Genomic DNA, 25359 nt, shown 5'->3' with positions numbered 1-25359 from the left:
GCAGAGATACGTATTCTGGGTGGGCATGAGAGCCGGAATCTTTTCCAAAGAATACCCGCCGGAAATATACGGCGGAGCCGGAGTTCACGTAGCTGAGCTCACCCGTTTCATGCGCGATATCATCGATGTCTCCGTGCACTGCATGGGCTCCCCGCGCGAAGAAAAAGACGTCTTTGTCCACGGCGTAGATCCCGCACTCGAGGGTGCCAACGGCGCGCTGCAGACCTTGTCCACTGGGCTGCGCATGGCCGATGCCGCCTCCGATATCGACATCGCCCACTCCCACACGTGGTATACGGGCCTTGCTGGCCACCTCTCCGCCCGGCTTTATGATATTCCGCATGTGGTCACCGCCCACTCTCTCGAGCCGCACCGCCCTTGGAAGCGCGAGCAGCTTGGCGGCGGCTATGACATCTCCTCATGGTCCGAAAAGAACGCCATGGAATATGCCGATGCCGTAATCGCCGTCTCTGCCGGTATGAAGGACTCCATCCTCGATGCCTATCCGCGCATCGATGCCTCCAAGGTCCACGTCGTCCTCAACGGCATCGACACCGAGCTATGGCAGCCGCGAGAGGGCGATGTTTTGGACAAGCTGGGCGTCGATAAGCAGCGCCCCATCGCTGCCTTCGTCGGACGCATCACCCGGCAAAAGGGCGTAAAGCACCTGCTGCAGGCGGCGCAGAAATTCGATCCAGACATCCAGCTGGTCTTGTGTGCCGGCGCCCCTGATACGCCCGAAATCGCGGCCGAGACCGAGGCACTGGTCGATGAGTTGCGCGCCCAGCGCGATGGCATTTTCTGGGTCAAGGATATGCTCCCGCGCAACGAGGTCCAGCAGATTTACACCGGTGCCGATGTTTTTGTCTGCCCGTCCATCTACGAACCGCTGGGCATCGTGAACTTGGAAGCAATGGCCTGTGGCACGGCCGTTGTTGCCTCCAACGTGGGCGGCATTCCCGAGGTAGTAGTCGATGGTGAGACCGGCGTGCTAGTGCATTACGACGCCACCGATACCGCAGCCTTCGAGGCCGACCTCGCCGCTGCAGTCAATGACGTCGCCGCCGATAAAAAGCGCGCTGCCGAATTTGGGCGCGCCGGCCGCGAGCGTGCCATTCGTGATTTTTCTTGGGCTACGATTGCCGCCCAGACCGTCGATATTTACCGCAGTCTGATTTAAGGAAGGATAGCCGTGACAACCCACCGCCCCGAACTGCATTTTGTCCCTGAAGACGGCGTCCTCGACGCCCCCGCCGGAATCCTGCGCGATGGCGATACTTGGCATCTGTTCTACCAGTACCGCCCCACCGCGGACTCCCCGGCGCGCTGGGGACACACCTACTCCGAAGAGTCTCCCTTTGACTGGTTGGACTGTGACGATGCCCTCGCCCCCGTCGGCGGCGAGCTCTCCCTGCGCGCAGGTTCCGTAGCCCAAGGCCCAGACGATATCCATCTCTACTTCACCTCCGTGACCGCCGCCGGAATCGCCGTTCACCTCGCCCGCTACGCCAACGTGGACGAAATCTGCGAGGTCTCCGATGACCCACAGGCGCTCGACCCCAATGTCGTTCGTTTTGGCGAAGTCGTGGGCAATACCCGCAACTTCGATCATTTCCGCTCCCCCTCCGTGGTGCCCGACTGGGCCTCAGAGGACCGCGATGACGGCCACGACGGTTGGCTCATGTTGGCTCTCACCGGCCACTCCGACGCCCCGGTTCCCGTCATCCTCGAATCCGCCGACGGCGTGTCTTGGCGCCTGCGCGGCAGCCTCAAGTTCGACGGCGACCCTGGCTTCCTAGAGGGCGAGGTCCCCGCTACCTCGCCCATTCCGCCGGTCGTCTCCCCGCGCCTAGTCCGACTGCGCGATGAGGTTGACGGCAATGTCTACGACGTCCTCTTTGTCACCTTGGAGCGTGGCGGCCGCGACGTCTCCGGCTACCTCGTCGGCCGGCTGGAAGGCACCACCTTTACCGTGGTCTCCGGCTTCCGCCGCGTAGACTTCGGCCACGATTTCTCCCGCCCACGCAGTACCAACACCACCACCGGCACGCTCACCCCCGAGCAGCGCTATGAGCGCGCCGTTATCGTTGGCCTCCTCAACGGCAACGGCCGCGGCGATGACGCCACCAAGCACGCCTCGTGGGAAGCCGAAGGCTGGGCCAATGCCCTTTCCTTACCCCGCCGAGTTACCCTCGAGGGCGGCGTCCTCTACCAAGCCCCCGCCCGGGGCTTGCCCGATGCCGTTAAGCTTTCCGATTACGCCCGCTCATGGACCGGCGTCATGGAGGTGCCTTCCGGTTCCTGCGTCACCGTCACGCTTCTCGACGGCGCCGGTGACCCCGCCGCCACCATCCGCCACTCCGGCGATGACATCAGCCTCGATCGCTCAATGAACAAGGCTTTCAATCATTGCTTTGCCGATTCTGAGCCCGCCACCGCCACGCTTGCCGAGGGTGACTCCGACACCCTCACCATTATCCAAGACGGTTCCACCGTCGAGGTATTCGTCGATGGTGGCCTCATCGCCATGGCCTCCCGCGTCTACTTCGAGGGCGGTTGCTCTGGGCTGCGCGTCGAAACCTCCGGCGATGCCGTCATCGAGCAGGACTGGCAGCGCTCCGGCTCCAAGCTCTAAACATCACCCGACGCCCCGCTCGGTTCTCCACCCCGCCCTTCGCGCTCACGGGGGGACGCTGGGGCGTCGGAAAGCGTGTGCTGGTGAGCGGCAAGGGCGAGGAACCACCCCTCGCGCTCACCGGAACAACGAAAAGAACCGCCCCACGCGCTGCTGGTGAGCGCGAAGGGCGGGGATGAGGCAGAAGGGCCGGGGCTAAACTGCGCGGAGGCGGTCCAGTCGAGCGCGGGCGGTAACCGTAAGTGTCGGAGGAAGAGCGGCCATGCGCTCGGCGAGTTCCCCGGCGCTAATGTGACGCGCGGACGGGCTCATCCCAACCTGCGCGGCAACGGAGGCCTTATCGAGCTCGATGGGGAACGAAATATCGACCGGATCGGCCGCCTGCTCCAGGTATCCCTCGGCCTGCTCGTACATGCGCTCCACCTTGCCGTCTTCCACGCCGAGGATGCCCAAAGGCTCCCGCAGCTCGTCCAAGTGGCCGGCATCAGGGGTCAAGACGATGACCTGGCCGCCTGGGGCGAGCACGCGCTGGAATTCGGCCGGATTGCGTGGGGCGAAGACGACGGAAATAGCGTCGACGGACTCATCACGAATGGGCAGGCGCTCCCATACATCGGCCACGACGGCACCGACGCGCGGGTGGCACTTAGCCAAGTGCTTCGCAGCGTGCGGAGAAATATCGAGCCCGACGCCGCGGGCCTCAGCGATGGAGTCGAGGGTGTGGGCCAAGTAGTAGCCCGTACCAGCGCCCACCTCAAGCAGAGAGGCGGGCGTAGATTCGGCCAACGATGCGGAATCCAGCGCACCTTGGACTGCCCCAGTCACGGCCTCCACGAAGGGCGCGAAGTGCCCCATGGCCAAATAGGTCTCGCGGGCGTTGACCATGTCCATGTCATCGCCCTTGTGCTTGAGTCCGGCGCCGGCCGCGAGGGTGACGTAGCCCTGCTTGGCCACATCAAAAGAGTGGCCGGATTCCGAGACCAGGCGAGAGAAATCATCGGCACCAGAAAGCGCGGTGCCATCATTGGGATCAGCCAGAATGTCGACGATATGAGAAAGCATGTATCTAGACTAGCTAGAAACCTCGGTCAACAGAGAACCAAGCTCGGCGGCCTCGTCCTTGCTCAGCTCGATGACGATGCGCCCGCCGCCATCGGAGGGGATGCGCATTACAATTTTGCGGGACTCCTCTACTGCTTCCATTTCTCCGCCCGTGGTGCGCGGCTTCATTGCTGCCATAGTGAGTCTCCTTTAGTTAACTTCTTTTCCTTCCAGCTTAGACCTTTTCGGCGTGGAAGATAGTTGTTCTTCTAGTTGTGCGAGGAGATCATCTACTTGGTCCTGGCGGTACCCGCGGGGCACAACCTCGAATTTCACCTGGTCAAGGCGTCCTTCGCGGGCAGCGGCGCGGTTATTTTCGCGCACCTTCTCCGGCTCATCGAGCGGGTGCATAACCTCGCCGCGGCCAAAAATCGAACCCCATACCCAGGTGCCGATGACGGTCAGGGAGAAAAGGACGAGGAGGAGCATAATCCAAGACAGCATGGCTTAAACCTTACCTTTTAGCGGCGGGCGTTGGGCAACGGGCGCGGTAACTCCGGCGCGGGAGAGCAGTGTGCGCGCGACTACCTCGGCCATCGGCGCGAGTTCATGCAGCGGCCGGTTGCGGTGCACCCGCGTTCCCAAGTCCACCTGCGCTATTGTGCCCCGCTTGCCGACGTCCACCAATAGCCCCGCTTCCACCCCGTAGCCTTCTACAAAGGGCAGCTCGACGGCGGTGGCGCGGCGCAGAGAGTATTCGCCTCCGAGCGGCTGGTCGATATGAGCGAGCTCTGGGAAAAATTGCTTAATGAGCGGTTTGGCTGTCAGCTCGGTGACGCGGCCGCCGCCGGTGGGCTGTCCGTTGAGGCTGCGGCGGTAGCGGGCCTTGACCATTTCTACCGCGGGGTCGGAAAAAGGAGCGGCTAGGGCAGCTACCATGCCGGGCGCAGCGGATTCAAGATCCGCATCGACGAAGACGACTATGTCTCCCTTCGCCGCGGCGACCCCGCGCCAGAGGGATTCGCCCTTGCCGGGGCGCGGTTCTTCTGGCAGGATATCGCGCCAATTGCGTACCTCCGCCCCGGCTGCGGCAGCACGAGAGGCGGTGGCGTCGGTGGAATCGGCATCGATGACCAGCACCTCAAGCGGATTATCGGCAAGGCAGGCACGCACGACGTTCGCGACAGTGTCTTCCTCGTTGAGGGCCGGGATGACAACGGAGACACTCATGCTAGGCCTCGCGTGGTTGCCAATGGTGCCGCCTCGCCTTGGATGGCGGCAGTCATACGGATGACATCAGCGGTTTCTGCCACCTCGTGGACGCGGAAGGCGGCCACGCCCCGGGCGGCGGACCACGCGGTGGCGGCTAGGGTACCCGCGACGCGCTCTCCTACCCCGCGGTCTAGCGTCTCGCCCACAAAATCTTTGTTTGATAGCGCCATAAGCACCGGCCAGCCGGTGGCCACAACCTCGTCTATCCGCCGCAAAAGCTCCAGCCCGTGAAAGGTGTTCTTGCCAAAGTCATGCGTTGGATCGATGAAGGTCAGTTCCTCCGGGCAGCCGAGGGAGGCGGCACGTTCGGCGAGCTGGGTAGTTTCCGCGATGACATCGGCCACCACGTCATCAAAATGGACGCGATGCGGCCGGGTGCGCGGGGTGATCCCACCGGTGTGCGAGCACACGTAGCCTACGCGGTGGTGGCCGGCGACCTCGATGAGCTCGGGATCCCAACCGGCCCACGTGTCATTGACTAGGCCGGCACCGGCGGCGATGGCGGCCTCTGCTACCTCGCTGCGCCAGGTATCGACGGAGATGAGCACATCCGGGTGGCGCTCATGCACCTTCTCAATGGTCGGCACCACGCGGTCGATTTCCTCCGCCGCGTCCACAGCTTTGCCGGGGCCAGCCTTCACGCCACCAATATCGACGATCGAAGCACCGGCTGCGATCACCTCATCGCAGCGGCGCAGCGCTGGGTCGAGGTCAAAGGTTGCCCCGTTGTCATAGAAAGAATCCGGGGTGCGATTGACAATCGCCATCACACGCGCGAGGCTCAACGCGGCTCCCTGATGCGCTTATCGCTCATGACTTGGTGGCGCTGGATGATGTGGGAGAGGGCCTCATCGGGGTCGTCGGTAAGCAGGAAAAGCTCCCGGTCGCCCTCGTTGATATACCCGCTGGCCGCGAGCGTGTTGTCCATCCACTCCAGCAGGCCGGACCAATACTCGGTGCCCATGAGCACGATGGGGTAATTGGTCACCTTGCCGGTCTGCACCATGCACATGACTTCGAAGAACTCATCCATCGTGCCCATGCCGCCAGGTAGGCAAATGAAGGCCTGCGAGTACTTCAAGAACATCGTCTTGCGGGCGAAGAAGTAGCGGAAATTCAGGCCCAGGTCGACGTACTCGTTGAGGCCCTGCTCATGGGGAAGCTCGATGCCCAAGCCCACGGACAGCCCGCCGGCTTCGTGGGCGCCACGGTTGGCTGCCTCCATGATGCCGGGGCCGCCACCGGTGATGACGGCATAGGAGTGCTCGGCCAGCTTGCGGCCGACCTCGACGCCCAGCTGGTAGCTCGCGTCCTCGGGCGTGGTGCGTGCGGAACCGAAGACGGTGACGGCCTTCGGCAACTTGGATAACGCATCGAAGCCGGCGACGAATTCGCCTTGGATGCGCAGCACACGCCACGGATCGGCATGCTGCCACTCATGGTCCGCGCCGGACTCCAAGAGCCGCTGGTCAAAGGTGGAGGCCTGTTCGCCTTCGGTGCGCAGCAGCATTGGGCCGCGCAGAGTGCGCATCTGCTCAGGAGTCATGGTTTATCCCTTCAGGTATTTCAGGAGGGCGGTGGATACTTCACTAATCTGCGCGGTGGGGACCTGCTCGTCCTTTTTATGCGCAAACCCTGGGTCACCGGCGCCGAAGTTCACGGCCGGGGTGCCCATTTCGGAGAAGCGGGCGACGTCGGTCCAGCCAAACTTGGCGCGGACGTTGCCCCCGACGGCGTCGATAAGAGCTTTGGCTGCAGGCTGGCCCAACCCAGGCTGGGCGGCCGGTGCGATGTCATCGATCTCGATGGTGACATCTTCTTCCTCGCCGATGATGGATTTCATGTACTCCAGCGCCTCCTCGCTCGTGCGGTCCGGGGCGAAGCGGAAATTCACAAACATCCACGCCTCATCCGGCAGCGTATTTGTGGCCACGCCGGACTCGAGGTGAACGATATTGAGGCCCTCGCGGTAAGTACAGCCGTCAATGGTGACGTCGCGGGACTCATAGGCGGCGATGCGGCTCATAATCGGCGCGAGCTTGTGCGCGGCATTGGAGCCGAGCCAGGCGCGGGCCGAGTGCGCGCGGGTGCCGTGTGCGGTCACGCGCAGGCGGATGGAGCCCTGACAACCGGCCTCCACCATGGCGCCGGAGGGCTCGCCCAGAAGCGCGAAGTCCCCCTCGAGCCACTCCGGGTGGTCCTTTTGCAGATGGCCCAAGCCATTAAATTCAGTAGCTACTTCTTCACCCTCATAGGCGATGACAGTAAGATCATGTTTCAGCTCCTCCGACTCGTGCAGCTGGGCAAAGGCATTAAGGTAGATGGCCATGCCTGACTTCATGTCCACGGTGCCACAGCCCCACATAATCTCCACCCCGTCTTTAGTGGTTTCCATGTGATGCGGTACATTTTCTGCCAACGGAACGGTATCAATGTGTCCAGCGAGCACCACGCGGGAATCTAGCCCACGGTTCGTGCGGGCGCACACGGTATTGCCGTAGCGGGCAACCTCGACGTCCAAACCGCGCAGCGCTTCTTCGACGGCGTCTGCGATGGCCTCCTCATGGTGGGAGGGGCTCGGAATATCAACGAGCGCCTTGGTTAGTTCGATGGGGTCTGCATATAGATCTAAAGTCACAAAGCGCCATGCTAGCGCCCCGCGTAGCTCCCCGCATTGTGTAAAGTTCACTTCACTGTAAATATTTCGTCCTCCCTAAGGTGATAACAATGGCCGAAACCGCTCAATTGAAATCCCGTCATCTCACGATGATGGGCCTTGGCTCTGCCGTGGGCGCCGGCCTCTTCCTCGGCGTAGGTCTCGGCATCCAGATTTCCGGCACCTCCGTGCTCATTTCCTATGCCGTGGCCGGCGCGCTCATTGCGCTAGTGATGTGGATGCTCGGTGAGATGGCCGCTGCCCGCCCCTCTTTGGGGTCATTTTCCACCTATGCCGGTCAGGCCTACGGGCACTGGGCACGCTTTACCATGGGATGGATTTATTGGTTCATGCTGATCATGGTCATGGGCGCCGAAATCACCGGCGCGGCCGCCATCATCTCCAGCTGGTTCGGTATTGACCCGTGGATTCCGGCGCTTATCGCCGTGGCATTCTTCGCGGTGGTCAATTTTGCGGCCGTGGGCGGATTTGGTGAGTTCGAGTTCTGGTTCGCCATCATCAAGGTCGGCGTCATTGTCGCCTTCCTTGCCATAGGCGTACTCATGGCGCTGGGCATCCTGCCCGGCATGGATCTCTCCTTGGCCGGGACCAATTTCACCGCTAATTTCCTGCCCAATGGCATGCCCGGTTTCGCCGCCGGATTGCTAGCCGTGGCCTTTGCCTTCGGCGGTATCGAATTGGTTACTATCGCGGCGGCCGAATCCGAGGACCCAGCACATAACGTGGCCACCGCGGTCCGCGCCATTATCGTGCGCATCATGATCTTCTACATCGGCTCCATCGTGGTAATCACCATGGCGCTGCCTTTTAGTTCCATCCAGGACGCCGACGTAGCCGCCGATTCTCCCTTCACCCTCGTGCTTGCGGCCGCCAAGATCCCCTTTGCGTCCGGTTTCATGGAAGCTATTATCGCCTTGGCGCTGCTCTCCGCCTTCAACGCGCAGATCTACGCCACTTCCCGCTTGGTCTTTGACATGGCTAAGGATCACTGCGCCCCAGGATTCTTCCTCAAGCAAAATCGCGCTGGCTCCCCCATCAACGCGGTCATCTTGTCAATGGTCTTCGCCTTCGCTTCGGTAGGCCTGCAATTTTGGAACCCTCCGGGGCTCCTAGCATTTCTCTTCAATGCAGTGGGCGGGTGCCTGCTGGTCATCTGGTTTTTCATCGTCGCTTCCTTTATCAAACTGCATCCCCAAATGCGCGAAAATGGCGAGTTGACCGATCTGCGTGTGCCCGGCTTTCCCTGGCTGCCGTGGGTCACGGCCGCGGCCCTGGGCGGACTCACCCTACTCATGCTCTTTGACCCAGATGCACGCAACCAGGTCATCTCGGTACTCATCCTCGCTGCGATACTCGTCGTGTTGTCCTTCGTACTACCCACCGGCCAGCGCGCAGAGGCGCGGAGGTAGTTGCTAAGCTAGCGGGCATGACTTCTGCATCCGCACGTGGCCTGGCAACCATTACCCATGACGGCACCGTCTTGGACGTCTGGTTCCCAGCCGTTTATACCGATAAGACCGTAGAGACCACCGAGACCAAGCGCTTGGAGGAGGTCCCTCAGCAGTTCTCCGCGCTGGCAGGCCCGGACGAGGAGCGCGGCGTGGCCCGCGTTGCCGTCGAGACCTCCATCAAAGATCTGGATGACGCCCCCGTCGATACCTACGATGCTTACCTGCGCCTGCACCTCCTTTCTCACCGCGCGGTCAAGCCGCACGGCCTGAATATGGATGGCATCTTCGGCCACCTCAATAACGTGGTTTGGACTAACTATGGCCCCTGCGCCGTCTCCGATTTCCAGATGGTGCGCGGCCGCCTTGCCTCCCGCGGCCCGGTCGTTGTCTACTCCGTTGATAAATTCCCGCGCATGGTGGACTACGTTGTGCCGTCTGGCGTTCGCATTGGCGACGCGGACCGCGTGCGCTTGGGCGCCCACCTTGCTGAGGGAACCACCGTCATGCATGAGGGCTTTGTGAACTTCAACGCCGGCACCTTGGGCGCCTCCATGGTGGAGGGCCGCATCTCCGCGGGCGTCGTCGTGGGCGATGGCTCCGATATCGGCGGCGGCGCGTCCATCATGGGCACCTTGTCCGGCGGCGGCAAGGAGGTCATCTCCATCGGCGAGCGTTGCCTGCTCGGCGCCAACTCCGGCATTGGCATTTCGCTTGGCGACGACGCCGTGGTCGAAGCCGGCCTCTACGTCACCGCCGGCACCAAGGTCACCGTCTTTGGCAAGGTCGCGGAAGCACTGGGCGTTGATAATGGCGAGAACGTCAAGGGTTCCCAACTCTCCGGTGCCTCCGGCATGCTGCTGCGCCGCAACTCCGTCTCCGGTGCGGTTGAGGCCGTGGAGTGGAAGGCCGAGGCCGTCGCGTTGAACGACGAGCTGCACAAGAATTAATACCCCCGATTCCTATAGCCTTATCGGGCAAAATAAGATGGAGGGGTGACTGATAACTCCTCCACCCTCGGTTCTGGCCTGAAGGTCCGCCACCTAACCATGATGGGGCTTGGCTCCACCATCGGTGCCGGACTATTCCTCGGCACCGGCGTCGGTATCTCCGCCGCCGGTCCTGCCGTGCTCCTCGCCTATATTATCGCCGGCTTCCTGGCCATTTTGGTGATGCAGATGCTGGGCGAGATGGGCACCGTTATCCCCGCCTCCGGCTCTTTTTCCGAATATGCCGAACATGGCATCGGCCGCTGGGCGGGCTTTACCCAGGGCTGGATTTATTGGCTAGCCACCGTCGCCGTACTCGGCGCCGAAATCACCGGCGCGGCCGGATTCATTGGCTCCTGGTTCGACGTCTCGCCGTGGATCCCCGCAGCTATCTGCGTGGTCCTCTTCGGCGTCATCAACCTGCTGCGCGTGCGTAGTTTCGGCGAATTCGAGTATTGGTTCGCGCTTATCAAGGTCGTCGTCATCGTGGCCTTCCTCATCATCGGCGTGCTGCTCATCCTGGGCCTCCTGCCTGGCCATTCTTTCATCGGCACCTCCGTCTTCCTCGAAGACGGCTTCATGCCCAATGGCCTCGGCGGCGTCGCGGCCGGCCTTTTGGCCGTAGCCTTCGCCTTCGGCGGCATCGAGGTCGTCGCCATCGCCTCTGCCGAATCCGAGGACCCCGAAAAATCCCTGGTCAACGCCGTGCGCTCCACCATCTTGCGCATCTCCGTGTTCTACTTGGGCTCCGTTCTCGTCATCACGTTCCTTCTGCCTTATTCCATCTTGGGAGGTGCCTCCACGGCCGCAGAATCGCCCTTCACCATGGTCCTCGAGCGCGCCGACATCCCGGGTGCGGCCGGCATCATGGAGGTTGTCATCGTCCTTGCGTTGCTTTCCGCTTTCAATTCGCAGATCTACGCCTCCTCTCGCATGATGCACTCGCTGGCCTCCCGTGGCGAGGCTCCACGCATCTTCACCACCACCAATAAAGACGGCGTACCCACCACCGCTATTGCCCTGTCCGTCCTACTCTCGGCCGTCATGGTGGTGCTCAACTACGCCGATACGGGTTGGCTTCTTACCTTCATGCTCAATGCCGCCGGCGCCTCCCTGCTCATCGTGTGGGTATTCATCGCCGTCAGCCAGCTGCGCCTGCGCCGTCAGCTCGAAGCTCTCCATCCCCTTCCCATCCGCATGTGGGCCTTCCCCTACCTGACTTGGTTCGCCCTCGCGCTCTTTGCGGCCATCGCGGTGCTCATGCTTACCGACGCCACCGCCCGCACCCAACTCCTCTCCGCCGCCGCTATGTTCGCGGTGCTCGCCGTCGCCGGTGTCATCAACTCCAAGGTTCGCGGCATTGACCCCACCTCCACCCTGCCGCTGACTTAGCCCCCCTCCCGCCCCGCCCTTCGCGCTCACCGGCGCGAGAATGGACGTCTCTTTTCGTCTCCCAGTGAGCGCGAGGGGGTGAGGTGCCCTACGCTCCGCCCGCCGCGCTCACGGGGAACGAATGGGGACGTCGGAAAGCTCTGCCGGTGAGCGCAAAGGGCGACGGCCTTTTCTACCGCTCCCGTCGCGCTCACCGTGAACACGGATCTCTGCCAAAGGGTGGCTGCCGGTGAGCGCGTGGGGCGGTTATCCACAGCGCTCCAGCCCCAGCGGCGGAAAATCGAGCCCCGTCCCTGAGTTATCCACAGGTTGCAGCGGGAAGCGTAGCCATCACGCACTGCGGCTGTTTACGTTTATTCCCATGGGGGAATGGACAACCGCGGAACTTCACGAGCAAGGTTTAAGCAAAGAGGCGATTCGCCGCAAGGTGCGTGAGAGGAAGCTGTATCGCGTGCATCGGGGGATTTATACCGATACGTGGACGCCCCTGGCGGTAGCGCGGGCCTTGGCGCATGGGCTCAGCCGAATCCATTTCACCGGAAAGACCGCGCAGGAGATTTATCTGGGCCGGCCAATAACATTTCCGTTGGAAGCAGAGGGACCCCGCACGTTGAAGGGAAAATGCTTCCGCGTGTCGCACTCGCGCCTCCGGGTCACACACAAGGTCAACGGCCTACCGGTGGTGCAACCGCTATGGGCTGCACGCAGAATTTCGCGTGCATGCAGGCCTTTATTGGAAGACTACTACCAAGGAAAGCACGGGCCCGGCCGCCTCGAAGAGGACCGTCGGCGAATGAGGCGCGTCCCGAAGCCTCTTAGAGAGGCGATACGACACGCTGCTATAGGCGCAGATAGCCCGCCGGAACGCACACTAAGTAGGCAGCTTCGCGCAGAAGGAATCTACCCCAAGCACAATGTTCTCATCGCCGGCTACCGCTTTGACCTAAAGATTGGCAAGTTGCTGGTGGAAGTTGACGGCTGGGAATACCACAAGCACAGTGTGGCCTTTCAAGCTGACCGTTCCAAACAGAACGCGGCCGTAGTCCATGGTTATACCGTTTTGCGTTTTACTGCCGACGACATCATCCACCACCTCAGCCAGGCCGTTTTGCTCGTCAAGGCCACTTTGGAGGTGCTAAAAGGTGGGAATCCGCAGCTCCCCACTTCAGCCACTGTGCCCTATTGGCGGTGGCACCTGTGCGTATACCCCTTGCCTTAGTGACAACGTTACTTTACACTCGGTAATGTAAGAACGACAGCCCGTAAAGGAGAACAGGTGGCCGAGCACCCCAACATGGTCCGCAAATGGCGCCGCTGGCTCGAATTATCACAAGCTGAACTCGCCAGAAGAGTTGGCGTCTCCCGCCAAACCATCGCCAATATCGAACGCGGCAACTACTCGCCCTCCGTGCACCTCGCACTGGATATTTGCCACGAACTAGGAAAAACCGTCGAAGAAATTTTTGGAGCTGAACAACATGATTAACGCCATCGCCAATTACTCCCTCAAGGAAATCGATCGCGCGACTCGCGATGAATTCGAACGCGACACTCTTTACAAGGCCTGCGCAATCGGAATGACCCCAATCCCGTTCCTCGAACTCGTCGTCGCCGCAATTCTCGCCTGGGTCCTTCCTGGCCAAATGTCCATGCTGTGCTTCCTCGCGCTCGTGCCGTCCATCGTGGGCAACTCCATCGGTTCTGCTTGGATGCGCCAGCGCGTGGCCACCCCAATTGTTAGCCGCAATTGGACGGCTATCGCTGTCTACCTCATCCCTCTTATAATCATGTTCGCCGGCATTGCCTATAACGCCTATGCGCCAGCCGACGGCCACGACCCCGTCTCCTACCTCATCGGTACCGCAGTCGGCGCCATTGCCGTGCTCGCCCTGACCCCCTTCATTCGTCGCCGCCAGCACCGCCGCGACCAAGCTCGCCTCGATGCCGAGTTAGAAGACTAGTTTCACTCCGGCACCTCACCCCGCCCTTCGCGCTCACCGCGGACGGCGGGTTTTCTCTGATTTCGTTCCCCGTGAGCGCGACGGGAGGTACTGTCCCCTTCGCGCTCACTGGGAGAAAGAAAAATCCCCGCCAACCTGCGCTGGTGAGCGCGAAGGGCGGCGGGGATGAAAATGAACACGGGACCTAGCTAGGCCGGCTCGGTTTCCTCGACAAGTTGAGGCGTCTTCGGCTGCGAGCGGAAGGTCCACAGCTTGTTCAAGATAAAGTTAATCGGCATAGCGACAATGATAGAAATGGCCGATGCCCAGTACACCTTTGTACGCAAACCGGTCGAATCATCCAGAATGTCTGAGGGCAAATGCAGCGGCGAAGTCGGATTCATTAACAGTGTCGCCACAACTTGACTTACGATAAAAGCTCCAATTCCAGCGAGAAGGAATGGGAAGAAACCGCGCAGCCAAGACACCTTCGCCACCGATCGGAAAGTCCACATGCGATTCAGCTGGTAGTTCCAAGTGTTGGCGACCAAAAACGCAATGGTCAAAAACACATGGTACCAACGGATATGGAAAACAGAGCCGAAGAGATTGATGAAGGGATCATCCGCCTCGATGCCGCCAGACCACCAAGTAATCTTTCTGCACAAATAGACCACAAAGAGATTAACCGCGGTACCGGAGCCGCCAACAATGCCGAATTTGAGAAACTGCCCAAAATTGGACACAAAGCGCGCGACGCTGAGGTCTGCCATGGGCCGCCTTTCTAGCCAGTGATTTAATAACTACTCGATTGTAGTTCTTAAGTCCTGCGAACTGAAAAATTGACGCTCGGATTGTGATAGAGGATCTATAAAAGAGATAGCCTCATGGAGTAGGGCGAGCGGGGCGCGAAAATCATAGAGGTCGAGCTTGCGCGGGGCGGGGTACGTGTCGTCCCCGAGAAGCGGGTGCCCCAGATGATTAAGCAGCACGCGCAGTTGGTGGGTATGGCCGGTGCGCGGCCACATGGTCACCTCCCGGCCGGCGGCGCGCACATACGTAGAGGTGGGCGTGCCATCGGAAGCAACGAGCACCTGGCGCGAGCCGCGGGGCTTGTGCATGTGCAGGGTGATTTCCCGATCCACATAAAGCGGCCGCTTGACGACGCCCCGATACCTCTTCACCGCACTCCCCTTGCCAAAGATGCCCTGGTAAGCGGCGCGAGTGGCGGGATTGCGAGAGCAAAGCACAAGGCCGGCCGTCAGGCGGTCTAGGCGATGCAGCGGCACGATATCGTCGTCGCCAAAATCTACGCGCAGGCGGGTTTGCAGAGTTTCGCGTTGTAATCGGCCATTGGTGGTCGTGGGCAGAAAGTGCGGCTTATCGACCACGATGAGGTCGCGGTCGGCGTAGATGACTGAGTAGTCGAAAGGAATAGGGCGCTCGGCAGGCACAGTGGGGTGATACCAGGCGGGCACGGGACGCGGCAGCTCGGCCCCAGCCGGCAGCAAAGCCCCAGGCGGATAAGGGGAATCGCCGGCGCGAGCGGCGAAGTACTCCCCTTTTTCGGGCACGTAGCCGCGCAGGACCGTCTTGCGCGGGGATATGCCCTCGCGTGCGGGAGGCCTGCCGGAATTAGGCACCGGCGAGGCGGTCTACTGCAGCATCGATGCGCTCATCGGTGCCGTTGAGACCAATGCGCACGTGCTTCTCGCCTGCTGGGCCATAGAAGTCACCAGGGGCGGCGAGGATACCTCGCTCGGCAAGCCAGTCGATGGTCTCGCGGCAATTCTCGCCGCGGGTGGCCCAGAGGTACATGCCGGCATCGGAGTGGTCGATGGTAAAGCCGGCGTCGATAAGCGCGTGCATGAGCACCGCGCGACGGGAGGCGTAGCGGTTGCGCTGAAGCGTCTCGGTGTCGTCGTCGTTAAGCGCGGCGACCATGGCGGCCTGAATGGGCCCTGGAACGATGAGGCCGGCGTGCTTGCGCAGCAGCAGCAGCTCGTCGATGAGGTCGTTATCGCCCGCGAAGAAGCCAGCGCGGTAGGAAGCCATATTCGCGGTCTTGGATAGCGAATGCATGGCAATGAGCCCGGTGTTATCGCCATCGGTCACGCGCGGATCGAGGATGGACACCGGCGGATTATCGTCATTCCAGCCCAAGCTCATATAGCACTCATCGGAGGCAATGATGGCGTCGTTCTCGCGCGCCCACGCCACGATGCGGCGCAGCTCCTCTACCCCGAGCACACGGCCCGTGGGATTGGAAGGCGAATTCAAAAAGACTAAAGAGGCGTCTTGGAAATCGGAATCCGCACGCAGCGGAGTCGCTCCGGCAAGCAGCGCGCCCACCTCGTAGGTGGGATAAGCCACCGAGGGGAAGGCGACGGTCTCGCCGCGCATGCCCAAAAGCGTGGGCAACCAGGCGATGGCCTCCTTGGTACCAACCACCGGCAGTACGCGATCGACCTGCATATTATAGCGGCGGGTCAGCGCGGCGGCGATGGCCTCGCGCAGCTCCGGGGTGCCGGCGGTCTGGGGGTAGCCGGGGGCCTGCGCGGCTGCGGTCAACGCAAGCTGCACGCCTGGGGCTACTGGGTCAACGGGGTTGCCCACCGAGAGGTCAACGATTCCACCCGGGTGGGCCTGGGCCTTCTTCTTGGCGCCGGCCAGTGAATCCCAGGGGAAGTCTGGAAGCGTCTTTCCTAGCGGTGTGCGAGCCATGTCTTACTCCTGATTCTGTGGCGGAAGTGCGGCAATCATCGGAACGTCAAAGTCCTGCGGGCCGAGGGCAGCTGCGCCACCCGGAGAGCCCAAGTCATCGAAGAAGGCTGCATTAGCGTCGTTATAGTCCAGCCACTCATCGGGAACGTCATCCTCGTAGAAGATGGCCTCGACCGGGCAAGCCGGCTCGCAGGCGCCGCAGTCCACGCACTCATCCGGATGGATGTAGAGCATGCGCTTGCCCTCGTAGATGCAATCAACAGGGCATTCCTCAACGCAGCCGCGGTCCATTACGTCAACGCAAGGCTGTGCGATCGTATAAGTCATGGAGATTCCTTGAAACTTCCTGATGTCTAGGATTTGGGGTGATTAATAGTATGTCACTTCTGCTTAAAAAATGGCCAAACGCCGCCGCCTATTCCCGCCAAAAGCAGGAGCAGACTGAGAATATTATTGGCCAAGAGCATGTCTCCAGTCATTGGCACCATCAACATGAAGGCGAAAAATCCTAAGCACCATACGATGAGCGGGATGGCGCTGACTACCGGCGTGCGGCTCCACAAGCGGGCGGTGCGGGTAAGCACGGAGTTGAACCACCACGCGATCACAATCGTAATGGGAAAGGCTACGCTCGCCCCATTGGATAGCGGGATGCGGGCGGTGAGATAAATGACCTCGAGAAATACCGAAAGCAACGCGCCAATAGCCAACCACATCAGGCCGGTTACCTGCTCGCCGCGGCTAAAATCCGTGCGCATCACAGCCCACCGAGCAAATCATCGGCCGGCTCGCCTTGACCCAGTTGGAAGTATTCGGCAGGCAGCAGCGGCATAACTAGCAGATTGGACAGGCCAAAGGCGCCGGGCACGCGCTCAGGTTCATGGAGCGCGGCCACAGCGGACGCGGGATTGGTGCGGGTGGTGGAGCCATCGGCCAACCAAATTTGGGAGGCGTGAGCGCGCATGGCGCGGCGCTTGGCGTCCAAGGCGGCGTCAGAAAGAGCGACAGTGACATCAGCACCCTCGTTGGTGAAATTGTCCAAGTACTCCTGGCTGGGCTTGGTCCATCCAGCTGGGGCATCGAGGGTTTCCAGGCCGCCGTAGTTAGCGGCGCGTTCAAAAATGCCGTACCAAATGCGTGTGCTTGGCGACGCCGCCTTCATCACCGCCTTATGCACCGCAATGTGGTCCGGGTGGCCGTAACCGCCATCAGGCCCGTAGGTCAAGATGACGTGGGGCTTAATCGTCTCGAGCTCGTCGCTCAGGAAATCGGCCGCCTCCTCGATGCGATTGACCAGCGCGCGCGAATCTTCGTGGGAGGGTGAGCCCGCCATGCCGGAGTCACGGAAGTGACCGAAGCCGCCGAGCTGGATTCCCTTTACTCCAAGAGCCTCCAGTGCGTTAGCCAATTCGCGAGCGCGAAAGCCGCCGAGCTGATCATGGTCGGCCAGGCCCTGGTAGGGCTCACCAATAACCTCGCCGTCCTCGCCCAAGGTGAGCGTAATAACGGTGACCTCGGCGCCGCGTGCGGCGAGGCTCGCCAGGGTACCGCCCATAAAAAGGGTTTCATCATCCGGGTGGGCGTGGACTGCCACCACGCGATAGCCGGTTAAATCCTTAGTCTTCATCTATCCTCCAGCGGGGCGCGGTGATAAGACCCCCGTCCCAGTCATCAATGCTTTGGCCGGGGCCTACAATACCCTTCCCGAGCGCGTGGATACGCGTCTCATCCATCAGCGGCACGTAGAGCGCTTCCTTAGAGTTCACTTCTCGAATGCGGCGAAGGGCTTCCTTTGGGCTCATGGCCCCAGATAAGATTTCCTTGCGAATCTCCTCCGCATTCTCCGGACAGATTCCGGACAAATCGCCTGCCAGTGGTTGTTTATTATCGCAGCTAAAGATATTTGCCGCGGCCAACGAGTTCAAGGAGATATCTTCCCAAGTGACCACAGCATCCACATCGCCTTCTGGCAAAAGCTTGGAGGTTATTGTGGTCAGGCGCTCGGAAACCACCTCGGCATCTATCCCGTGAGCTTCCAGAACATCGTAGAGGGTATTTGCCGCGGCCAAGGCAGTGGGGCTAGTAGGATCTACCGCAAAGCGAATCGGTTTCTTACTGGCGCGTGCGCGCAACGCAGTAAGATCCGTGTCTTTACTTATGGGGTTATTTCCGGGATCCAGATTGGAAGCACGGCCTGTGGCCAAGCGGGCGACCTGATCCGTATCAATCAGTGAGGCCAATCCGCGGCGCTCTGCCCTTTCTTCCAATGCGCCTTCCGCAGTAGACATATGCAGGCGCAATTGGCGTGGGCGAGTAAGTGCTTTTTCAGAAACATGCCCTAAAAGACCCAACGCCTCCTCTGAGGTTTGGTCCGGAGTAAAGTCCGCGAATCCAATCTGTCCGGAGCGCAGCATATTCAGCGCCTGGGTGCTATCGCGCACCTCACTTAGCTGGATGACATCCACTTGGGCCGGATTAGCGCCCCAGAACCGATCATTTCGGTTCAAGGTAATGACTCCGCGCCCGCGGTCCACGCTATCGACAAGGAAGCGTCCGGCCGATGCCGGAATCTTATCGGCTAATGCAGAGCCGAAATTATCATCTTGCAATAAGTGCGAAGGCAGTAGGTTATGGAAGAGCAGGTGCCAGTCCTTAACCTTCTGAGAAAAATCCACCGTGACTACGCGACCACCATCAGAGGTATTCACGGCCGAGATGGCGTGGTAGCCAGCGGGATCTCGTACACCGGCGGTCGTGGTCATCTGCTTCCACAAGTAGCTAAAGTCTGCACCAGAGATGGGTGTACCATCAGACCACTGCGCAGGCGATGCAATCACGTAGCGCACTCGCTGCGCCACCCCCTTGGGGGCGTTGACCTCGGCGGCGGATTCTAGGATATCGGCGTCCCTCTGGCCGCCGTGGAAGGTTGAAGGCAACACCAGTTCCGCAATCTGGTCCACCAGCTCGGAGTTATTGGCCACCAGGTGCGGGTTTAAGCCTGCGCGCAAGGGGTCCACGCCTACTGAAATAGTAGGACGTTTGTCAGAATCGGCGTCTTGGGCCGGCTCTTCTTCCTGGTTTGCAGTGGTGGTGGTCTGATCCTCTTGCAGCGGGGAGGCATTATCCTCCACCACCGGTGGAGGGCCGGGATTAGCTGCGCAGGCACTGAGGAAAGAGAGGCTGGCGGCGCTAAGTACCGCCGCCGCTGCCATAGCCGCACGCTTTATTGAAGCCGGATTCTTTTTCATCGCGGATAATTTTAGACCCTCTACCCCGCCGGTACGAAGATATTCGGCGCTAGACTCGGGTTCATTCCGCAACTTTTAGGGAGGCACCATGCTGATTTGCCAAGAAATGTTCCTGCTATTAACTAAAGACAATGGCAAGAAAGAAGACTGGGTGTCCAATAATGAGGCCGCCCTACGCGCTACCGTCCTCGCGGACCTTCTGCTGGGCGGGCACGTCGAACTTGCGGAAAAGAAAAAGGTAGTAACTACCACCCAGCGCCCGAAGAACCCAGTTTTGGCCTGGGCCTGGGAGGAGTTACAGCAGCGCAAGACCGCCAGTACGAAGGAGCTCTTGGAAGCTTCTTGGTTTACCCCACGGGAAATCATCGCCTTGGATTTCCACGCGAATGGCCAGCTCGACATAGAAAAAGCCAAGTGGTGGCAATGGGGCGGCGACCGCTACATCATGACGGACTTGGAATTAGAGCACCAACTGCGCGAGCGGCTGGTCGCGGTGCTGGAAGCACAACGTCCAGCCGAGGTTAATGACGTCATCATCCTCGATATCCTCCGCGAAGTCTCCGGTGCCTATACTCTGCTCAAAAATGATGCGGAGGGTATGAAGCGACGGGAAATGCGGGCACGCATTCAGGAGATCAAAAAGGAGGTGACATATGACAAAACCGCCTCCTCAGCGGTTAAGGCCGTAGTAGAGGAGGCGGCAGCAGTAGCGGCAGTGGTTGCCACTTCAGCGGCAATCACTACCACCTAAGGCGGTGCTCACTACTTATTCATCTGCTTCGCGCGAGCAGCCGCACGCTTGCGGTCGGTAGCGGAAAGCTCTACCTTGCGCACGCGCAGGACGTCCGGGGCGACCTCGACGCACTCGTCGTTGCCACAGAATTCCAGTGCTTCTTCCAAGGAAAGGGTGTGTGCCTTGGCCAGGGTGACCGTGGCCTCCGCAGTAGCGGAGCGCATATTGGTCAGCTTCTTTTCCTTGGTGATGTTGATGTCAATATCCTCATCACGGTTATTGGCGCCAACGACCATGCCCTCATAAGCCTCGGCGCCCGGCTCGACGAAGAAGTTGCCGCGGTCAGCCAACTGCGTCAGCGCGTACTGGGTGATCTGGCCGGTGCGGTCAGCCACCAGGGAACCGGTCGGGCGGGACTTGATATCGCCGGCCCAGACATCCAGGCCGTCAGAGATGGAGTTAGCGATACCGGCACCGCGGGTCTCGGTCATGAACTGGGTGCGGAAGCCGATGAGGCCACGGGCAGGAACGCGGAAGATCATGCGTACCCAGTCGCCCTCGCGCACATCCATGGCCTGCATCTGGCCCTTGCGGGCGGCCAGCAGCTGGGTGATAGCACCTTGGTGCTCGGACGGGGAGTCAATGGTGAGGATCTCGTATGGCTCGTAGGTCTTGCCGTCGATTTCCTTGGTCACAACCTGCGGCTTGCCAATCGTCAGCTCGAAGCCTTCGCGGCGCATGGACTCAATCAGCACGGACAGCGCCATCTCGCCACGGCCCTGTACCTCCCAAGCGTCGGGGCGCTCGGTGGGCAGCACGCGCAGGGAAACGTTACCGATGAGCTCTTGCTCCAAGCGGGCCTTGACCATACGCGCGGTGAGCTTATCGCCGCCGCCCTGGCCTGCCATCGGGGAGGTGTTCACGCCGATGGTCATGGAGATGGCCGGCTCGTCTACGGTGATGCGCGGCAAAGCCTCAGGGTGCTCCGGATCGGCGATGGTGTCACCAATCATGACGTCAGAAATGCCGGAGATAGCCACGATGTCACCGGCGATGGCTTCCTCGGCCGGCTGACGCTCGAAGCCGACGGTGCGCAGCAGCTCGGCGACCTTCACGGTCTTGGTGTGCTGGTTGCCATCCTCGTCGTAGTGGATCCAGGCCACCTGCTGGCCCTTCTTAATGCGGCCGGCGTAGATACGCAGCAGCGCGATACGGCCTAGGAAGTCGGAGGCGTCCAGGTTGGTCACGTGCGCCTGCAGTGGGGCGTCGACGGTAGCGGAAGGCTCTGGGAGGACGTTATAGATGACGTCGAAAAGCGGCTGCAGATCCTCGCCCGCAGGGACGTTGCCATCGCCTGGGTTCTCGGTGGAGGCAACGCCGGCGCGGCCGGAAGCGTAGAGAACCGGCAGGTCCAGCAGCTCCTCGGCGGCGGCTGCAGCTTCCTCATCCTCCAGGCCGGCGGCGATTTCCAGCAGGAGGTCCTGGGACTCGGAGACAACCTCGTCGATGCGGGCATCCGGGCGGTCAGTCTTGTTCACGCAGATGATAACCGGCAGCTTGGCTTCCAGTGCCTTGGTGAGCACGAAGCGGGTCTGCGGCAGCGGTCCCTCGGAGGCATCGACGAGCAAGACGACGCCATCCACCATGGAAATACCGCGCTCGACCTCGCCACCGAAGTCGGCGTGGCCTGGGGTGTCGATGACGTTAATAATCAGGTCCTGGCCGTCCTTGCCTAGGCCCTTGCGGTGAATGGCCGTGTTCTTGGCCAGAATGGTAATGCCGCGCTCGCGCTCCTGATCATTGGAGTCCATGACGCGGTCCGTGTGTTCACCGTGGTCACCAAAGGCGCCGGACTGCTCCAGCATGCCGTTGACCAGGGTGGTCTTGCCATGGTCAACGTGCGCGACGATGGCAACATTACGGAACTCGGTATTACTCACTAGTGGGGTTCTCCTTCGGAGGATCTACAGCGCTTGCGCGCGCGAATTTGATCTTGAACGAGCTCCCACGATACCCCCTTAAAGGGCCAAGTGCAGCATTGGGGTTGGCTTTACCCGGTAACGCACCGTATAGGGCGAGCGAAGATTCTTATAGATCGCAAACACACTTGACACCTCCCTAGCTATCACTATCGTTACTTTAGGTACTATTGTTACGATTGTGACTAATGGGGTTTGAATGCCCTGACCGAGACCGCACCCAAGGAATTGATAACGTGAGCAACGCCCGCACCACCTGGCGCCTATCCGGCCGCATCGGTTATATTACCGCCGCCACGGCCGCGCTCATCGGCCTCGCCTCCCCACTCGTCGCCCCAGCGCAAGCATCTGCACCAGACCTTTCTTCCCTGGTGCAGCAGGCTTCTTCCCATAGCCCGCTGGACGAGCTAGGCCGCCCCAATCAGGAAACCCAAGATCGCATCCGCGCCTTCGCGGCTCAACCGTGGATTCCAGAGGATGCCCGCAACGCCATCCTATCCGGCCTCGCATTCTTCGCCGGCGGCGGCGATGGCAAGGGCGGCGTGGCTATGCCGGAAGGCAATAACCCGAATTTCCGGCAGTTTTATTGGCCCACGGTCTCCGCGCATTGCATAGGCGGCACCAGCGATGCCATGGGCTCGGCCATTGCCGTACCTGGCCCCACGGAAATGCCGGCACCCGGCGCAAAACCGGGCGAAACCGTCTTCCTCTTTACTGCTCTTGGTACCCCTCCGGCCGCGCGCGAGCAGGGCGGAATGAATGTGCAGTGGTTCAACCTGGATAACCTGCGCAGCGGCATCACCCCGCTGAATAACAACGGCATCAACCAGGATGGCCCCACTACCTTGTCCGGCACCGCCCAGACCGGCAAAGGCACCGTTATCGCGCTGCTATCCGGCGGCGTTAATACCCAAGAGTCCCACTGCAAATTCGCCCCCACTGCCGCTTTCCTTGAGGTGAAGTAGATGGCGGCGGACCTCCATCCGGTCAAGCGCGAGACCTTTAATACCGCCGATTACACCAATACCGACCCCAAAGGTTTCCTGCGCGAGGTCGATACCTACACCGAAACCGAGTTTGGTCTGTACATGGCGCGCGGTGCCGATCACCCACGCTTTGGTTACCTAGAATCGTGGCTGCTCCCCGGCCTTAACCTGCGTGCCAATATCTTTCACTTCCGTCCGGGCGTAGACGTCCACCAAGATTTTTATATCGACGTTGCCGAAATCCAGCGCGATGGTGCGCTCTGGACCACCCGCGATCTTTATGTGGACCTGGTCGCAACGCGCGACGAGCCCATTTCCGTGCTCGACATCGATGAGCTCTCTGCCGCCACCTCCGCTGGTTTGATTACTGCCGAGGAGGCAGAAAAAGCGATCGACACCACCCTAACCGCCGTAGAAGGCATTACTCGCAGTGGTGACGATGCGATGGCTTGGTTGGCACATCAAGGGATAAACTTGACGTGGTCCAATGACATTACCCTAGCCCCAGAAGGATAATTTATGGCCGGTGGCCTATTTGCACTGCTTGACGACGTTGCCTTGATCGCCCGCTCCGCAGCTTCCAGCGTCGACGATGTGGCCGCACTCGCGGGCAAGACCTCGGTGAAAGCCGCTGGCGTCGTAGTCGATGATACCGCGGTAACCCCGCAATACGTGGAAGGTATTAAGCCGCAGCGCGAGCTGCCGATGATTTGGCGCATCACCAAGGGCTCGCTTATCAATAAGCTCGTTATCATCTTGCCCATCGCGATGATCCTCTCCTGGATCGCGCCGTGGGCACTCACGCCTATCTTGATGTGCGGCGGTACCTACCTTTGCTTCGAGGGTGCCGAGAAGATCTTGCACCACCTTCTTCCCCACCGAGAAAAAGAAACCGAATCAGTCCAGGAAAAGGGTGCCGACGCCGAAGACAGCTTGGTCAAGTCCGCGATTACCACTGACCTCATCTTGTCGTCTGAAATCATGGTCATTTCCTTGAACGAGGTCATCGACCAGCCGTTCTGGATGCGCCTCGGAGCCCTCATTTTCGTCGGCATCATATTGACCTTGGGTGTCTACGCCGCCGTGGGCCTATTGGTCAAGATGGACGATATTGGCATGGCCTTAAATGAGCGCCACAACGGCAAATCCACGGTGGGCAACGCACTTGTCAAGGGCATGCCCATTGTGCTCGATATTATCGGCGTCATCGGCACCGCCGCGATGCTATGGGTCGGCGGCCATATCGTGGTCAAGGGCCTGCACGAATTCGGCATGAATCAGCCGCACGAATTCATCGTTTCCGTGACCGAAAAGATTTCTAATGGCGCCCTGGCTTGGCTGGCAGAGACCGGCATGTCTATGGTTTGCGGCCTGGTTCTCGGCACGGTCATCGCCACCATCGTCATGGCAGTCAAAGCTTCCTTTGGCAAGTCCTCGAGCACCTCTTCCACGCCGGCAGAGGCTTAAGCTTCAAGCACAGTAGGCCTCCTACATAAATAGCATCAGCGATACCGCCATTACTGCCATTCCGGCGATCAGGCCATAAACGGCATGATGATGCTCGCCGGTTTCTTCGGCGGTGGGCAAAAGCTCATCCAACGAGATAAAGACCATGATGCCGGCGATGGCGGCGAAGCTGATTCCCATTGTCGCCGGCCCAATAACCGGCATGAGAAGGCCGAAACCAATGAGTGCGCCAATCGGCTCCGCCAGCCCAGACAAGGTGGCCCACCAAAAGGCCTTCGTGCGTGATCCGGTTGCCTCCCGCAGCGGGACGGCCACCGCGATGCCTTCCGGGATATTGTGAATGGCGATTGCCACCGCCACCGGCACCGCGATTTCCTTAGACTCTAGGCCGGATAAGAAGGTGGCGAATCCTTCCGGAAAATTGTGCAGCCCCAGCGCGCAGGCGGTAAATACGCCAGTTTTCATCAGCTTTTTGCGGCGGGCCTCTTCGGCCGTCGTAGCCGGCTCATGGGGATTGATCTCTTCCGGCACGAGCCGGTCAATGATGGCGATAACGGCAATGCCAGCAAAGAAGGCACCGACGGCGGCCCAGGTGCCAGCGGTTTCTCCCCCGAGGGCGTCGGAAAGCTGGGACATGCCTTCGGGGAGAATCTCCATGAAGGAGACGTAGAGCATCACACCGGCCGAAAGACCTAGAGCTGCAGCCATGAAAGCCGAGCCCGGCTGGCGCTTTCCCACCGCCAAGGCTCCGCCAATCGAGGTCGATAGCCCCGAAAGCAGCACCAAGGCGAAGGCGAAAACAAAGGTACTAAGAGTCATATCTGGCAC

At 60.7% G+C, this 25359-nt stretch carries 28 protein-coding genes; 12 read left to right on the top strand and 16 right to left on the bottom strand.

Annotated elements, in window-relative coordinates; translation table 11 throughout:
- Positions 1-25 precede the first annotated feature (25 nt).
- Both glgA and ACLI1M_RS04560 read left to right on the top strand, forming a co-directional pair.
- Positions 26-1180, top strand: a complete 1155-nt coding sequence (gene glgA / locus ACLI1M_RS04565) for a glycogen synthase (protein WP_200287766.1) — start codon at positions 26-28, stop codon at positions 1178-1180.
- A gap of 12 nt (positions 1181-1192) precedes the next feature.
- Positions 1193-2635 (top strand): GH32 C-terminal domain-containing protein, encoded by a 1443-nt coding sequence (locus ACLI1M_RS04560; protein WP_200287768.1) that lies wholly within the window; start codon positions 1193-1195, stop codon positions 2633-2635.
- Between the two features lie 195 nt (positions 2636-2830).
- On the opposite strand, the gene ACLI1M_RS04555 is transcribed toward ACLI1M_RS04560, so the two are convergent.
- From ACLI1M_RS04555 to dapE, 7 genes are read right to left on the bottom strand one after another with little or no spacing between them, the layout of a single operon-like run.
- Positions 2831-3697, bottom strand: a complete 867-nt coding sequence (locus ACLI1M_RS04555; protein WP_248098992.1) for a methyltransferase domain-containing protein — start codon at positions 3695-3697, stop codon at positions 2831-2833.
- A gap of 9 nt (positions 3698-3706) precedes the next feature.
- Positions 3707-3874, bottom strand: coding sequence for a DUF3117 domain-containing protein (locus ACLI1M_RS04550; protein ID WP_005323535.1), 168 nt, complete (start codon positions 3872-3874; stop codon positions 3707-3709).
- 12 nt (positions 3875-3886) lie between these two features.
- Positions 3887-4180, bottom strand: a complete 294-nt coding sequence (locus ACLI1M_RS04545; RefSeq protein WP_086588081.1) for a DivIVA domain-containing protein — start codon at positions 4178-4180, stop codon at positions 3887-3889.
- Positions 4181-4183: 3 nt separating this feature from the next.
- Positions 4184-4906, bottom strand: coding sequence for a glucosyl-3-phosphoglycerate synthase (locus ACLI1M_RS04540; protein WP_239208050.1), 723 nt, complete (start codon positions 4904-4906; stop codon positions 4184-4186).
- Positions 4903-5715 carry a dihydropteroate synthase gene (folP, locus tag ACLI1M_RS04535; RefSeq protein WP_248099143.1) on the bottom strand — a complete coding sequence of 271 codons (813 nt, stop codon included), beginning with the start codon at positions 5713-5715 and terminating at the stop codon, positions 4903-4905. The genes ACLI1M_RS04540 and folP overlap by 4 nt, the downstream gene beginning before the upstream one ends.
- Before the next feature lie 14 nt (positions 5716-5729).
- Positions 5730-6494: a TIGR00730 family Rossman fold protein gene (locus ACLI1M_RS04530; RefSeq protein WP_198492838.1), complete on the bottom strand. Its 765-nt coding sequence runs from the start codon at positions 6492-6494 to the stop codon at positions 5730-5732.
- A gap of 3 nt (positions 6495-6497) precedes the next feature.
- On the bottom strand, positions 6498-7586 hold the full coding sequence (gene dapE / locus ACLI1M_RS04525) for a succinyl-diaminopimelate desuccinylase (RefSeq protein ID WP_248098994.1): 1089 nt from the start codon (positions 7584-7586) through the stop codon (positions 6498-6500).
- Between the two features lie 89 nt (positions 7587-7675).
- Here dapE and ACLI1M_RS04520 point away from each other — a divergent pair, with 89 nt between their 5' ends.
- The 6 genes from ACLI1M_RS04520 (at position 7676) to ACLI1M_RS04495 (ending at position 13415) form a co-directional block, all read left to right on the top strand.
- Positions 7676-9034 carry an amino acid permease gene (locus tag ACLI1M_RS04520; protein ID WP_248098997.1) on the top strand — a complete coding sequence of 453 codons (1359 nt, stop codon included), beginning with the start codon at positions 7676-7678 and terminating at the stop codon, positions 9032-9034.
- 17 nt (positions 9035-9051) lie between these two features.
- Positions 9052-10023, top strand: a complete 972-nt coding sequence (gene dapD, locus ACLI1M_RS04515) for a 2,3,4,5-tetrahydropyridine-2,6-dicarboxylate N-succinyltransferase (RefSeq protein ID WP_239208047.1) — start codon at positions 9052-9054, stop codon at positions 10021-10023.
- A 99-nt stretch (positions 10024-10122) separates the two neighbouring features.
- The gene (locus tag ACLI1M_RS04510; protein WP_248099145.1) at positions 10123-11454 is read left to right on the top strand and encodes an amino acid permease; all 1332 of its coding nucleotides are present in this window, start codon (positions 10123-10125) and stop codon (positions 11452-11454) included.
- 793 nt (positions 11455-12247) lie between these two features.
- Entirely contained in the window at positions 12248-12673 is a 426-nt protein-coding gene (locus ACLI1M_RS04505) for an endonuclease domain-containing protein (protein WP_248098999.1), read from the top strand.
- Positions 12674-12730: 57 nt separating this feature from the next.
- Positions 12731-12940 carry a helix-turn-helix transcriptional regulator gene (locus ACLI1M_RS04500; protein WP_023021845.1) on the top strand — a complete coding sequence of 70 codons (210 nt, stop codon included), beginning with the start codon at positions 12731-12733 and terminating at the stop codon, positions 12938-12940.
- Positions 12933-13415 (top strand): transcriptional regulator, encoded by a 483-nt coding sequence (locus ACLI1M_RS04495; RefSeq protein ID WP_248099001.1) that lies wholly within the window; start codon positions 12933-12935, stop codon positions 13413-13415. Before ACLI1M_RS04500 ends, ACLI1M_RS04495 begins: the two co-directional genes overlap by 8 nt.
- 188 nt (positions 13416-13603) lie before the next feature.
- On the opposite strand, the gene ACLI1M_RS04490 is transcribed toward ACLI1M_RS04495, so the two are convergent.
- Genes ACLI1M_RS04490 through ACLI1M_RS04460 form a run of 7 tightly spaced genes read right to left on the bottom strand, consistent with a single transcriptional unit; the run spans position 13604 to position 19366 of the window.
- The gene (locus tag ACLI1M_RS04490; RefSeq protein ID WP_005323549.1) at positions 13604-14167 is read right to left on the bottom strand and encodes a GtrA family protein; all 564 of its coding nucleotides are present in this window, start codon (positions 14165-14167) and stop codon (positions 13604-13606) included.
- A 30-nt stretch (positions 14168-14197) separates the two neighbouring features.
- Positions 14198-15037 carry a pseudouridine synthase gene (locus ACLI1M_RS04485; protein WP_248099003.1) on the bottom strand — a complete coding sequence of 280 codons (840 nt, stop codon included), beginning with the start codon at positions 15035-15037 and terminating at the stop codon, positions 14198-14200.
- Positions 15030-16118, bottom strand: coding sequence for a succinyldiaminopimelate transaminase (gene dapC, locus ACLI1M_RS04480; RefSeq protein ID WP_248099005.1), 1089 nt, complete (start codon positions 16116-16118; stop codon positions 15030-15032). The genes ACLI1M_RS04485 and dapC overlap by 8 nt, the downstream gene beginning before the upstream one ends.
- Before the next feature lie 3 nt (positions 16119-16121).
- Positions 16122-16445, bottom strand: coding sequence for a ferredoxin (gene fdxA / locus ACLI1M_RS04475; protein WP_005327491.1), 324 nt, complete (start codon positions 16443-16445; stop codon positions 16122-16124).
- A 53-nt stretch (positions 16446-16498) separates the two neighbouring features.
- Positions 16499-16876 (bottom strand): hypothetical protein, encoded by a 378-nt coding sequence (locus tag ACLI1M_RS04470; RefSeq protein ID WP_248099146.1) that lies wholly within the window; start codon positions 16874-16876, stop codon positions 16499-16501.
- Positions 16876-17745: a PIG-L family deacetylase gene (locus ACLI1M_RS04465; protein WP_248099007.1), complete on the bottom strand. Its 870-nt coding sequence runs from the start codon at positions 17743-17745 to the stop codon at positions 16876-16878. The genes ACLI1M_RS04470 and ACLI1M_RS04465 overlap by 1 nt, the downstream gene beginning before the upstream one ends.
- Positions 17735-19366, bottom strand: coding sequence for an ABC transporter family substrate-binding protein (locus tag ACLI1M_RS04460; protein ID WP_248099009.1), 1632 nt, complete (start codon positions 19364-19366; stop codon positions 17735-17737). Before ACLI1M_RS04460 ends, ACLI1M_RS04465 begins: the two co-directional genes overlap by 11 nt.
- An 88-nt stretch (positions 19367-19454) precedes the next feature.
- On the opposite strand from ACLI1M_RS04460, the gene ACLI1M_RS04455 reads away from it, so the two are divergent.
- A complete protein-coding gene (locus tag ACLI1M_RS04455; protein ID WP_023021852.1) occupies positions 19455-20117 on the top strand; it encodes a GOLPH3/VPS74 family protein in 663 nt (220 codons plus the stop codon).
- 11 nt (positions 20118-20128) lie between these two features.
- Here the strand turns inward: ACLI1M_RS04455 and typA are convergent, their stop codons facing one another.
- Complete coding sequence (gene typA / locus ACLI1M_RS04450; protein ID WP_086588097.1) at positions 20129-22039, bottom strand: translational GTPase TypA; 1911 nt, start codon at positions 22037-22039, stop codon at positions 20129-20131.
- 227 nt (positions 22040-22266) lie between these two features.
- Between typA and ACLI1M_RS04445 the strand changes: the two genes are divergently transcribed.
- The 3 genes from ACLI1M_RS04445 to ACLI1M_RS04435 are packed head-to-tail and all read left to right on the top strand — an operon-like array spanning position 22267 to position 24531.
- Entirely contained in the window at positions 22267-23043 is a 777-nt protein-coding gene (locus ACLI1M_RS04445; protein WP_248099011.1) for a hypothetical protein, read from the top strand.
- On the top strand, positions 23044-23580 hold the full coding sequence (locus ACLI1M_RS04440; protein ID WP_023021855.1) for a DUF402 domain-containing protein: 537 nt from the start codon (positions 23044-23046) through the stop codon (positions 23578-23580).
- Between the two features lie 3 nt (positions 23581-23583).
- On the top strand, positions 23584-24531 hold the full coding sequence (locus ACLI1M_RS04435) for a DUF808 domain-containing protein (protein WP_411706700.1): 948 nt from the start codon (positions 23584-23586) through the stop codon (positions 24529-24531).
- 21 nt (positions 24532-24552) lie between these two features.
- Here the strand turns inward: ACLI1M_RS04435 and zupT are convergent, their stop codons facing one another.
- Entirely contained in the window at positions 24553-25350 is a 798-nt protein-coding gene (gene zupT, locus ACLI1M_RS04430; RefSeq protein WP_248099014.1) for a zinc transporter ZupT, read from the bottom strand.
- Positions 25351-25359: the final 9 nt, after the last annotated feature.

Origin of the sequence: Corynebacterium sp. LaCa54, from assembly GCF_046717495.1 — a bacterium.
In the GTDB taxonomy this organism is placed as follows: Bacteria; Actinomycetota; Actinomycetes; order Mycobacteriales; family Mycobacteriaceae; genus Corynebacterium; species Corynebacterium kefirresidentii.
This window is presented reverse-complemented; position numbering and strand designations above follow the sequence as displayed.